Source organism: Echinicola marina (assembly GCF_020463795.1).
Taxonomy (GTDB): Bacteria; Bacteroidota; Bacteroidia; order Cytophagales; family Cyclobacteriaceae; genus Echinicola; species Echinicola marina.
Genome location: NZ_CP080025.1, coordinates 4457475 through 4469616 on the forward strand (window position 1 = coordinate 4457475; position 12142 = coordinate 4469616).

The 12142-nt window shown below is 40.6% G+C and carries 9 protein-coding genes; 7 read left to right on the forward strand and 2 right to left on the reverse strand.

What is annotated here, in order from left to right:
• Positions 1 to 5 precede the first annotated feature (5 nt).
• The 6 genes from KZP23_RS17965 to KZP23_RS17990 all read left to right on the forward strand — a co-directional run bounded on the left by KZP23_RS17965 (position 6) and on the right by KZP23_RS17990 (position 8642).
• Positions 6 to 1466, forward strand: coding sequence for an eCIS core domain-containing protein (locus KZP23_RS17965; RefSeq protein ID WP_226333165.1), 1461 nt, complete (start codon positions 6 to 8; stop codon positions 1464 to 1466).
• Positions 1467 to 1513: 47 nt separating this feature from the next.
• Positions 1514 to 5092, forward strand: a complete 3579-nt coding sequence (locus tag KZP23_RS17970; protein WP_226333166.1) for an eCIS core domain-containing protein — start codon at positions 1514 to 1516, stop codon at positions 5090 to 5092.
• A gap of 9 nt (positions 5093 to 5101) precedes the next feature.
• The gene (locus KZP23_RS17975) at positions 5102 to 5971 is read left to right on the forward strand and encodes a tetratricopeptide repeat protein (protein ID WP_226333167.1); all 870 of its coding nucleotides are present in this window, start codon (positions 5102 to 5104) and stop codon (positions 5969 to 5971) included.
• Between the two features lie 4 nt (positions 5972 to 5975).
• The gene (locus KZP23_RS17980; RefSeq protein WP_226333168.1) at positions 5976 to 6800 is read left to right on the forward strand and encodes an N-acetylmuramidase domain-containing protein; all 825 of its coding nucleotides are present in this window, start codon (positions 5976 to 5978) and stop codon (positions 6798 to 6800) included.
• A gap of 81 nt (positions 6801 to 6881) precedes the next feature.
• Positions 6882 to 8189 carry an ATP-binding protein gene (locus tag KZP23_RS17985; RefSeq protein WP_226333169.1) on the forward strand — a complete coding sequence of 436 codons (1308 nt, stop codon included), beginning with the start codon at positions 6882 to 6884 and terminating at the stop codon, positions 8187 to 8189.
• A gap of 72 nt (positions 8190 to 8261) precedes the next feature.
• Positions 8262 to 8642, forward strand: a complete 381-nt coding sequence (locus tag KZP23_RS17990; RefSeq protein ID WP_226333170.1) for an endonuclease domain-containing protein — start codon at positions 8262 to 8264, stop codon at positions 8640 to 8642.
• A gap of 109 nt (positions 8643 to 8751) precedes the next feature.
• On the opposite strand, the gene KZP23_RS17995 is transcribed toward KZP23_RS17990, so the two are convergent.
• Positions 8752 to 9168 carry an OsmC family protein gene (locus tag KZP23_RS17995; RefSeq protein WP_226333171.1) on the reverse strand — a complete coding sequence of 139 codons (417 nt, stop codon included), beginning with the start codon at positions 9166 to 9168 and terminating at the stop codon, positions 8752 to 8754.
• A 259-nt stretch (positions 9169 to 9427) separates the two neighbouring features.
• On the opposite strand from KZP23_RS17995, the gene KZP23_RS18000 reads away from it, so the two are divergent.
• A complete protein-coding gene (locus tag KZP23_RS18000) occupies positions 9428 to 9823 on the forward strand; it encodes a group III truncated hemoglobin (RefSeq protein ID WP_226333172.1) in 396 nt (131 codons plus the stop codon).
• A 350-nt stretch (positions 9824 to 10173) separates the two neighbouring features.
• Here the strand turns inward: KZP23_RS18000 and KZP23_RS18005 are convergent, their stop codons facing one another.
• Positions 10174 to 11640: an SLC13 family permease gene (locus KZP23_RS18005; RefSeq protein WP_226333173.1), complete on the reverse strand. Its 1467-nt coding sequence runs from the start codon at positions 11638 to 11640 to the stop codon at positions 10174 to 10176.
• Between the last annotated feature and the right edge of the window lie 502 nt (positions 11641 to 12142).

The following is a 12142-nucleotide window of genomic DNA, read 5'->3' on the forward strand; positions in this document are numbered from 1 at the left end:
GGGCTATGAGAGAATTAAAAAAAAGGAATAAACCAGGGCAATCCAACCAAGGGCTAATCAATAAAAAGGAAGAAGGCCAAAAAGATTTTTTTGGCGTGCAAGCCAAACTAGAAATGGGCAAACCGGGCGATAAATATGAGCAAGAAGCAGATGCCATAGCAGATCAAGTTGTCAACAATACTTCTGCTAAAAACGACCCTATACAACAAAAAGGAACGGAGGAAGAATTACAGCAAAAACCTTTGGCATCATCGATTAGTATGGTACAAAAACAAGATTTAAAAGAAGAGCAAGAACCCGTTCAAAGCAAATTCGGTGAAGAGGAACAAGAAGAGCCGCTTCAAAAAGCCGAGGAAGAGGAAGAAGCCATGCAAACGAAATCTGAGGAGGAAGAAGCTGTCCAATCCCAGGAAGAAGAGGAAGCCGCGCAGGCTAAAGCTGAGACTACTTCCAGCAAGCAACAAGGTGCCAATCATATTGAACCTAGCCTCAATCAAAGTAAGGGTTCTGGCAGACAAATGGATGCAGGTATCAAAAATGAAATGGAAACAGGATTTGGTGCAGATTTCAGTCATATTAGGATCCATACCGATGAACGGGCAAATCATATGAATAAAGCCATAGGTGCCCAAGCATTCACCCATGGGAATGATATCTATTTTAATTCCGGAAAATACAGTCCTGAATCGCATAAAGGCAAACAGCTTTTGGCCCATGAACTCACACACACCGTACAGCAAAAAGGCATGGTACAAAAGAAAGTGCAAAGAAACTGGAGCAAGAATGAAAACTATAAATCCTATGATGGCAAAACCATCAAAGCAGATCTAAAATTGAAATTTGAAGGAGCTGTACTTAATAAAAGTGCAAATGCAGCCCTTAACACCGCAGGTTTGGCCAGTGCTGCCAAAAGCCAAATTGAAAATAGCTTTAAAGGGAAATTAAGAAAAAGCATTTTTGGTATTGACGTAGTATATGATGTCAGCACCACTGCCAATGTCAGGGTGATCAATCAACTTACCGACCTCAATTTTATGTCTGAGCATTTGATAGTTGTGCTAGACGATAGCCATCCCAAGGTAAACGGCACTTATGGTAGGGGACCATTTTACGGCACCATAGTTTACTTAAATGAGAAACATACTCCAGGAATGATTTCAGGATCCGATAAAAACACCATTCCTCATGAGGTTGGACATACAGCCGGATTGAAGCACTTAATGGAAAAAAGTGACGAATCTGGAATGATAGGTAAGCTGATCAAAGAAATACATCATCTTCAAAATAAGGATAATATGATGTGGAGAGGAGGAGGCCATCCAAGTTATTCCATGGCCGATGCAGATAAAAAACTGGTAAAAACCAATCCTGAGCAATTGGATAAAGTCAGAAAAAACCTCAATAATAACGAGCTCAACAAGATCAATGTATTCAATTTCATCGATCTAATGAAATTGGGCAATTAGTTAGCAACAAACTTTTTAGCATGTACCATTAGAGCCAAATTTTGCCAATGAAATCTTTTAACTCAAAAACCTATTCCAGCAAAGGAAAAGCTGCCCAAAGCCAAGCTGATAGCTTCTTTCAGGCTAAATTGAACATGGGTCAAGCAGGGGACAAGTATGAGTTGGAAGCAGATCAAATGGCCGATCAAGTCGTTGAAGGTATCAATGATCCTTCAGCAAACCATGCTGCAGACACCGCTATACAAACACAACAAGAGGAAGAAGTTCAAACAAAGGAAACAGCAGAGGCTGAAGTCCAAGGAAAGCCCCTTGCAGAAACAGTAACACCAGTTGTACAAGCTCAGGTAGAAGAAGAGCAAGTCCAGGAGAAAGAAGAGGAAGAAGAGCTCCAAAAGCAAGAAGAAGAGGAAGTGCAAAAAAGCATAGAAGCAAGTGATGAAGGAGAGGATGACAATGCTGAAGGTAATGTGCAAGCCAAATCAGACCAGAGTAATTCCATTTCCCCAGGACTCGAAAGCCAAATTAAATCCGGTACAGGAGGAAGTTCCATGGATGCCCATACCCAATCCAATATGGAAAGTGGATTTGGGGCTGATTTCAGTGATGTCAAGGTCCATACGGACAGTTCAGCAGTTCAAATGAGCAGGGACCTCGGTGCACAGGCCTTCACCCATGGCAATGATATCTATTTCAATGAAGGAAAATATGATCCGGGAAGTACCTCTGGTCAGCACCTGCTTGCCCACGAGCTTACCCACACTATACAGCAAGGAAGCAGTTCTTCGGTACAGGGAAAGATGGTGCAGAAGGATGGGGAAGAGGAATCTTCATTCAGCCCAGACACTTTCACTATAAATGATGTAAGAGGTTTAAATCTTGAGGTCATTATATCAAATAGCGATACAATAGTAATTGATAAATTTCCTATGGGGGCATATAAAGTTCCTATTCATAATCGTCAACGCCCCTTTTCAAGACCTAAAAATTATAGAAGAGAATCTAACGAAGAAAACAATAGTCAAAGATCACTTTGGACAAATAATTTAAAATCTTCTTCAGCAATAGTTGACTTTGTTGAATCAAATGTAAGAACTCAGTTTAGAGAAGATATCAGAGATAGCAAAATTTATGTATTTAAAGTTCCAGGGGGACAAGGTAATCAATATAGAAGAATTATAGGCCAACCTGAAGCCATCAAAGAAGAGCTTGCTCTTCCTTCTTGGCGAAGCAATGGTAGTCGACGGTGGTTCCAAATAGATCATAAACAGGAATTACAACTAGGAGGTCAAAATGAAGTGAATAACTTAAATCTATTGAATGAGGATTCCAATAGAGCCTATGGTTTTTCAATCAATAACACTATCAGTATGATAGCTGGGAAAATAGGTAATCATGAAAAAGAAAATCCATCCGGACCAAGATCTAATTTGAAAAATGCCACAGTCGTAAAACAACATTGGAATTTAAGATTCAATAATGCTGTTAACGATCCCACATCAAGAGCTGACGCCAACCCAAGTCACTGGGATTATGATCAAATATATTCAGGTGAACACCTACAATCCACAAACGACATTAGTTTGGAGTCTATTGATTCGTTAGGAGATGAATCTAAAGTTTTTATTTTTCCATTTACTAACGGTGGTGTTGGAAAGCAATTCAACAATAATACTTCTTTAATACAAAATGAAAAATTATGGCTTAACCCTTGGGTAATTACATCCAAGACATTTAATACAACACAAGGCAGTGAAAATACCGACACCTTAGGTGATTTTCACCTCGAGTTAAAAGAAAATGAAGTAGCTAATGCTGTAGATTCAACACCTCTGACTATTAATAGATACAGAGGTTCTCGTTTTGCTGGTTATTTAGATGTAAATAAATTTTTTCTCCAGCAATATTCAAACCGAGCCTTTAATATCAAAAAATTTAGTCCTGTTACTTTTACTGGAGCAAATTTTTATGGTAATAATGGCCCTGAAATTACAGGTAAAGTACACCCTACACTTTCTTTAATTGAAGGTACTGATTTGGACTTAAGTATTAGAGCTGGAGATATAGAAATAAGCAAGACTTTTGATATTGGCAGTTTCAATTTCCCCCGTCCATTCGAAATATCTGATTCTAGTTTATCATTATTTGTATCTACTGAAAGAGGAATTGGCATAGAAGGTCAGGTCAACTTTGGTATTGATCAAGTCGGGGAGGGACATATTGGTGCGGCTGCTTCTACTTCTGGCGGATTTGAATTGGAAGGTGCCTTTAACTTTGATTCGGAGCTATTTGATCCTGCAGAGATCAATGTAGTATATAAGGACAATATTTGGACCATTGGTGGTGAAATAGGCATTCCTGAAGGGAAGGTAAGAGGAGTCAAAAGTGCCACCATTAACGCATCCTATAGTGAAAACAATTTCACCGCAACAGGTGAGGCAGAACTGGACATTCCTGGGATTGAACGTGGGTCAATGACCGTGGAATATGGTGAAGAAGGTTTTTCCATTGGCGGTAATTTTGATTTGAGCTCAGATATTCCTGGCATTACTGGAGGTAATGTGGAAGCCCGTATTTCCAAGGAAGCAGGGGCAGAGGAGTATGATATTTTTGTTTCAGGAACTGCCCAACCGGATATACCAGGCATTACGACTTCCCTGAGCGTTACCTATGAAAATGGGGCCTTGACCATTGAAGGATCGGCTTCCTACAGTCGTGGCATGCTCAGCGGAACCGTGAATGTAGGAGCTACCAATAGGGCCATTGGTGATGACGGGGAGCCCACCGGAGAACCCGATGATACCATGCGGGTATATGGTGGAGGCAGCCTGACCTTACAACTCACTCCTTGGCTGGCAGCCACTGCAGGGGTGAATTTTACTCATGAAGGTGAAATTGAAGTCACTGCCAGGCTCTCTTCAGATAGTTATGAAGTATTCAGAAGAAGGGAAATCAATAGAAACCTCTTCAGTGTTCCTACCATAGAAATCCCTCTATTCGCCATTCCATTGGGACCAAGAAGTCTAGGCTTGGTAGCCCAAATAGGTGGTGGCTTGGACTTTACTGCAGGTTTTGGCCCTGGGGAATTAAGAAACCTATATGCAGAAATCACCTATAATCCAGAAAGAGAAGAGGAAACTACTATAGCAGGCCATGGGGAATTTGCTATCCCTGCAGATGCTGGTTTGACCCTTAGAGGGGATTTAAGTTTAGGGGTCAGTGTGGCCATTGCCAGCCTTAGTGGTGGTATTGAGTTGGCAGGAACCTTGGGACTGGAAGGTGAGGCAGCAGCGGAGGTGGATGTTAACTGGAGCCCTCAAACGGGTCTGGCATTGGATGCGGAAGGCAGGATCACCGTCAATCCGAAATTCACCTTTGACATTAATGCTTTTGCAAGAGCCAGCTTAGGTATCGGTTGGTTTTCAGTTTCCGAAACATGGAGGCATAATCTTGCCTCTTATGAATGGGGACCGGGTATACAGTTTGGAGTCGTTTTCCCTGTCCATTACAGGGAGGGAGAACCATTTGATATGTCCTTTGATGATATCGAAGTGATTTATCCGGATTTGGATGTGATCGATATGGCCAAAGGATTAGCCAGAGATGTTAAAAACGATTTATTTGATTAAATTATGATTATGGAAAAGGATAACGCTATATCACTCAATAATCAGGGAGTAAAGCATTTTCTCCACCAAGAATTTGAGCAGGCGATGGACTGCTATGAAGCTGCTTTTGAGCTAGATCCCAATAATGCATCACTGCTAAACAACCTTGGGCTATACCACCATCAACAGCAAAATTTTGAAAAAGCCCTGGAGTTTTTTGAATTGGCCCTTGACCAGGAAAAGAAGCCTAATTTTATAATCAATGCTGGGAATTCACTGGCCATGATGGGCAAAAATGAAGCAGCACGTAAAAGATACATGGAAGCAGTTGATTTAGATCCAAAGCATGCCAATGCTTGGCTGTCCTTGGCAAAATTGGCCAGTTATGAGGGTAATCTGGATGATGCTGAGAAATATTGGGAAGCCCTGCTGAATATTAACCCGCAGGAAAGTCACCTTATTGAGCTAGCGAAAACCCTGATTTTGAAAAAGGAATTTGACAAAGCTTTAAATATACTTTACCAGCAAGGAAATAATAGTGATTCAGCTGCACTTTGGTTTCAAATTGGAAGATGTGAATTCCAATTAAGAAATCATGGTTTAGCTGAAAAAGCCCTCAAAAAATCCTTGGCAGATTTCCCTGATCATCCAGATTACAGGTATTATTTGGCTATAAACTATTTAGCAACGGGCAATATGGATGAGGGTTTAAAGCATATCAACCTCCTTCTGAAATTGAACCCTGAAAACGCTCAAATTTTAACCGAAAAGGGCATTATTTTTTGTAGTCTTCATCAGTATGAAGAGGCCCTAAAGCTTTTTGAAAAAGCGCTGGAAATCCAGCCAGAAAATAGAAAAGCCCAGCATTATAAAAACCTAGTGGAGAACCAAACATCCTAACCTTATGCAAACCCTAAGATACCGTTCTAGAGGACCTGAAGTCCAATATTTAGAGGAAATTTTATCAGGTCTGGGATATGATATTATTGTTTCCAATTATTTCGATATGAAAACCCATGAAGCCGTCATGGACTTTCAAAAGAAAAATGATTTGGTCGTTGACGGAATTGTTGGCATAAAAACCTGGACAAAAATATTAGCCAAAAACCCAACTGTTTTGGGTCAGCACAGCAAATTATTGTCCGAACAGGACTTGATCAACTTTGCCATAGAATATGATCTCGAACTGGCAGCAGTAAAAGCTGTGAACGAGGTAGAAAGCAGCGGAAAGGGCTTTTTACCAGACGGAAGGGCTAAAATTTTGTTTGAAGGACATGTTTTCTGGAGACAGCTAAAGAAGTTGGGCATAGACCCAGGCAATTATGCCAATGAGGAAACCAAGGATGTTTTATACTCCAAATGGACCAGAAGCCATTATAAGGGTGGTGCAGGCGAATACCTAAGACTACAAAAAGCAGCTGAAATCAACCATAATCCCGGCTTTAAGGAGGCAGCTTATAAATCCGCTTCCTGGGGCGCATTTCAAATAATGGGCTACCACTGCGATAGCTTAGGTTATTCCTCCATAGATGATTTTGTAGCTAAAATGCAATTACATGAAAGAGAGCATTTAAAAGCCTTTGGGAAATTCTTAGCGGTCAATAATTTGATCAAATACTTAAAAGAAAAAAACTGGGCCAAATTTGCCAGAGGCTATAACGGACCGGGTTATGCCCAAAATAAATATGATATCAAAATGCAAAGAGCTTACGAAAAATATAGTTTATAGTATTGAATCTTGAGTAAGGAGTCTGGAGTCTTACTTAAGGCAGCAGACGGGACACTAGAGTTTTAAAAAACGAGGCCACAGATGAACGAGTTATTACAGTTTTTAAATATCGCTATTCGGTCAAGGTTGGATTTTGAATTGGGCAAAAACAAAACATTGGAAAAGCCCCAGATGGACCTTCATTTGAATAAGGAAGCCTCCCTGGGTAAATTTATATTTGAGCATAATATAAAAAACCAAGATCTCTTATTGCTTATCTTAGCGCTCGTTCCCCATATTGATCCCGGTTTTTTCAATAGAATCATACAAGACTATTTTCCAAAAGGAGGGGAGTTTCCAGAATTTGGGGGGGTAAAAGCCAAGCACCATAGGGGGATTATACCCACCGGAGAAACAGCCCTTTATATATTAGCAGGCAATGATCCTGAGACCCGAAAGAAATATTTTCCCTTATTCCATCAATCCAAATTATTCCAAAAAGGGATTCTATATTTAGATGAATGCGACAGAAATGAGCCCCTATGGTCTACAGCCCTGCTAATGGATAATGAATATGCAGAACTATTTACCACAGAGCATATCAATAAACCCAAATTGAGCAATAATTTCCCTGCTCAACTGATCAGCACTGACTTGGAATGGGAGGATATTGTGCTCAACAGCAAAACCTTGAACCAAATTCAAGAAATAGAAGAATGGCTCAAACATGAACAAACCTTATTGCATGATTGGGGAATGAAAAACAGGCTTAAACCCGGTTATCGGGTCATGTTTTTTGGTGTTCCAGGAACAGGCAAAACCCTTACAGCTAGCTTATTGGGTAAATACACCAATAAGGATGTCTATAGAATAGATTTATCCTTGGTCACCTCTAAATACATTGGGGAAACCGAAAAGAACCTTTCTTCACTGTTTGATAAGGCTGCCAATAAAGATTGGATCTTATTTTTTGATGAAGCAGATGCCATTTTTGGCAAACGAACCAATGTCCGCGATGCCCATGACAAATATGCCAACCAGGAAGTTTCTTACTTATTGCAGAGGATCGAAAACCACCCTGGACTTGTGATCCTGGCCTCCAATTTCAAAAGCAATATAGATGCGGCATTTACCAGAAGATTTCAAAGTATCATCGAGTTCCCGATGCCTGTTGCTGCAGAGCGATTGGTATTATGGGAAAAGAATATCCCTCCAAAAGCCGCATTGGCAGAGGGCTTAGATCTCAATATCCTGGCAAAAAAATATGAATTGTCCGGTGCCAATATTGTGAATGTCATCCAATTTGCCAGCCTTAAAGCCCTGGCCAAAGAGCAACAGGTTTTAGAACACGAAGACCTACTTGCCGGAATCAAAAAAGAGTTGGTGAAGGAAGGGAAGATGGTGAATTAGTTATCTTGTTCTTTTCCAACACTGGGCGTACGTAAATTTAATACTCGTTTAATGTAATTAAATCTAAGGCAAATGGGGTTTAAAAAAATCATATATAATGTACCATACTTAAAAGCAAAAAGAAAAGCACTCAGAAACAATGGCACGCCTGCTGAAGCTACTTTGTGGAAAGCCCTAAGTAATAAAAAACTAAATGGAAGAAAATTTAGAAGACAGTACAGCGCAGGTAATTATATATTAGATTTTTACTGCCCTTCTGAAAGATTGTGTATTGAATTAGATGGAGCTTATCATTTTACTGAGGCAGGATATGAATATGATAAGGAAAGAACAAAATATTTAGAAAACCTAAATATTTGCGTAATAAGGTTCAAAAATGAGGAGGTATTTAATTCATTGGAGAACGTTTTATCTGAAATCAAACGAAATTTCACCACCCCTAACCCCTCCTAAAAATTAGGAGGGGAACTTGATCATAATATTTATATAAATCATCTTTTGAAAGATAATCTATGCTCCCCTTTATTTAAGGGGAGCTGTCCAAAGGACTGAGGGATTAATTTCACACCAGTTTCGCATCCATGGTGATTTCTGTGTCCAGGGACTTGGAGATGGGGCATTCTTCTTTGGCTTCTTTGGCGGCCTTTTGGAAGTCTGCATCGCTCATCCCTTCAACAGAAGCACTTAATTTTAGATGGATATTGCTGATTTTCCCATCTTCAAAAGTCACTTTTGCCTCTGTATCTATATTGGATGCAGTAAATCCCTTCTCATTGATCACAAAGGCCAGTTTCATGCTAAAACAACCGGCATGTGCAGCTCCCACCAGTTCTTCCGGATTGGTACCTTTTCCGTCAGCAAAACGGGCTTTGGTAGAATACTTTGCTTTATCTAATACACCGCTTTGGGTGCTGACGGTTCCCAATCCATCATCACCAGTTCCTTGCCAATTTGCCGATGCTCTTCTTGTAAATTTCATAATTATGGTCATTTTTAAGGTTGTAAAACTATAAGTTAAGCTTAAGTATCGACCTTAACAAGACTTTACTTTTTTAAAGTACGAAGTATAAGGTACAAGGTACAAAGTCGGAAGAAGTGACTGTGACTAGCTGCCTATTGGCTTAAATCTAATATCAAACTGGATAACTCAGGGTACTCTGCGACACCTCTGTGACCTCTGTGGTTAATACTCAAGACTGAAGACTAAATACTCAAGACTAAATTGCTAACTTTACACTATGGCAAATCACGATATCCGAAATAGGGAAGATGTAGAAAAGCTGGTGCATACTTTCTATGCCCAGGTAAGGGAGCACCCCAATCTTGGCCCCATTTTTAATGGGATTGTCACCAATTGGCCTGAGCACTTGGAGCGACTCTCTGATTTCTGGGAAATGATTTTACTACAAAGCGGACCAGGGAAAAACAAATTCAACCCGCTCAAAGCTCATAAGGAAGTAGACCAGAAAACAGGGCAGGGGCTGAGCCAAGTTCATTTTGGCAATTGGCTGGAACTTTGGTTTACCACCTTGGACATGCTTTTTGATGGCAAAGTAGCCGACCACGCCAAGGAACATGCAAGAAATATGGCAAGTATATTATTTTTGAGGATTTATGAGGCAAGAGACAATTGAGATATTAGACACTAGATGCTAGACGTTAGATATTAGATTTAAGAGGAAAGAGCAAAGACTAATGTCATGCTGACGATAGGAAGCTTCTCTTCCAGTAACTATTAACTAAAGAGATCCTATCGCCGCGGCGAATGACATCGATATATATAGAAAAGGCTCCATATTAACGATCCGTGCACATCTATTACCTCATTTTTCCCCTCGATCCGAGTATTCCCAACGAACTCACATACCAACCGAAATCCAGTCTTTTATCTTTTGTCTAGCTTCTTTTATCTTGTCGCAAGCTCCTCGCGATGACTTAACCTGACTCCAATCTCAATACTCAGGACTCATTACTCAATACTACACTAAAACGGATAAACTTTCAAATCCAATCCCCATAATACCGGCATCAGGTAATAGACAAAGAGACTTATAAAGATGATGGACAATATATTCATCCACAAGCCGGCCTTGGCCATGGCTGGGATAGTGAGATAGCCAGAGCCAAAGACCACCGCATTGGGTGGAGTGGCTACAGGGAGCATAAAGGCGCAACTTGCCGCCATAGTCGCACCCACCATCAAACCATAAGGATGGACACCCAAAGCCAAGGCTACGGAACCTAAAATCGGCAATAGCATGGATGCTGTGGCTACATTTGAAGTGATTTCTGTTAAGAAGTTCACAGAGGCAACGATTACAAAAAGGAAAATCAGGAAATGGATGTTTTGTAGGGCTTCAAAATGCCCGCCCAACCAAGCTGCCAAACCAGTCTCTTTAAAGCCTGCTGCCAAGGAAAGTCCACCGCCAAAAAGCAATAAGATGCCCCAAGGGATATTTTCGGCTGTTTTCCAGTCCAATAATCGCTTGTTTCCCTGCCCGGAAGGAATGATAAACAATAATAAAACACCGGCCAAGGCAATAATGGTATCATTTAGAAAGGGGAGGAGCTCCTGCAGTAAAAACACCCTAGTGATCCAACAAAAACTTACCAAACTAAAGACCGCCAAAACTCGCTTTTCCTGTACTGAAATTTTTCCCAAAGTCTGGAGCTGCCTTTGGATTTCCTGTTTACCGCCAGATAGGGACATATTAGCTGGAAAAGGATAAGCAACTTTCACCAAATACCACCAACAAATCCCCAATAATCCTAAAGAAACGGGCAAACCAATCATCATCCATTCCGCAAATCCAATCTCAATGCCATACAATTCCTTTACTATTCCCACTAAAACGATATTGGTAGGGGTCCCGATAATCGTAGCCACGCCGCCAATGGAAGCACTATAGGCAATCCCCAGCATTAAGGCCTGGCCGATCATCGTTTCGCTCACCTTTGTGCCGGAAAGCCCTTCGGACAACTGATGGACCACCGCCACAGCTATGGGCAGCATCATCAGGGAGGTGGCGGTATTGGAGATCCACATCGAAAGAAAGGCTGTGGCCAGCATAAAACCTAGCACGATCAAACGCATATCCGTTCCTATAAATGCGATGATAGAGAGGGCTATACGCTTGTGCAGGTTCCATTTCTCGATGGTCACCGCAATCATAAATCCGCCCATATACAATAACACTTTAGGGTCAGCATAAGGACTGGCCGCATCATCCATGGACAAAGCACCGGTCAGGGGAAATATCAATAAAGGCAATAAGGCCGTAGCAGCTATGGGAATGGCTTCAGAAATCCACCAAATCGCCATCCAAACAGCCAAGGACAACACAGCCCGGGCATCGGCCGATAAATCCTGTGGATGAAAAAATAAAAGAATCAATGTAAAAGCCAGCGGTCCCAAAATTAATCCGGCACGCCTCCAAATAGGGTTATTCATAGAGATTGATTGCTAACAAGACAAAGTAAAGTCCCAATAATAAGGATTATTGTCGGTATTTGGTAATCGGTAATCAGTAAACGGTAATCTGTAGTCAGTAGAGGAATCTCTTTTACTAATCGTATTGAAGTCATCTCAGCTTAGTATATTATAAACCACAGATGCATAGGATTAACACAGATGGTTTTAGGATTCATCAAAATTGTAATCAATCCTCAATAATCGCTGTCATTCCGACAAAGGAGGAATCTCTATTACTAATCAAGCCATCAAAAGGGGAGCAAAGCACAAATCAGCAGAAAACTTAATGAATAGGGCTCTGGATCAAAATATAGGAGGTGTTGAATTCTTTATTTAACATAATGTAAATTATATAACAAATCCAATACCTTAAGAGCTACTATAAAATGTACATGTACAAGATCTAAAATTCTATGTAATTCTCCTCGATTAAGATTTTAGTAAAAGTTACAAGAGTTCTGGATTTCATACTTATGATAAG

Excerpts from the sequence above, each read along its gene's own strand:
- KZP23_RS18005 (WP_226333173.1), bottom strand. The coding sequence starts at position 11,640 with ATGAATAACCCTATTTGGAGGCGTGCCGGATTAATTTTGGGACCGCTG.
- KZP23_RS18000 (WP_226333172.1), top strand. The coding sequence starts at position 9,428 with ATGGCAAATCACGATATCCGAAATAGGGAAGATGTAGAAAAGCTGGTG.
- KZP23_RS17990 (WP_226333170.1), top strand. The coding sequence starts at position 8,262 with ATGGGGTTTAAAAAAATCATATATAATGTACCATACTTAAAAGCAAAA.
- KZP23_RS17985 (WP_226333169.1), top strand. The coding sequence starts at position 6,882 with ATGAACGAGTTATTACAGTTTTTAAATATCGCTATTCGGTCAAGGTTG.
- KZP23_RS17970 (WP_226333166.1), top strand. The coding sequence starts at position 1,514 with ATGAAATCTTTTAACTCAAAAACCTATTCCAGCAAAGGAAAAGCTGCC.
- KZP23_RS17995 (WP_226333171.1), bottom strand. The coding sequence starts at position 9,168 with ATGAAATTTACAAGAAGAGCATCGGCAAATTGGCAAGGAACTGGTGAT.
- KZP23_RS17965 (WP_226333165.1), top strand. The coding sequence starts at position 6 with ATGAGAGAATTAAAAAAAAGGAATAAACCAGGGCAATCCAACCAAGGG.
- KZP23_RS17975 (WP_226333167.1), top strand. The coding sequence starts at position 5,102 with ATGGAAAAGGATAACGCTATATCACTCAATAATCAGGGAGTAAAGCAT.
- KZP23_RS17980 (WP_226333168.1), top strand. The coding sequence starts at position 5,976 with ATGCAAACCCTAAGATACCGTTCTAGAGGACCTGAAGTCCAATATTTA.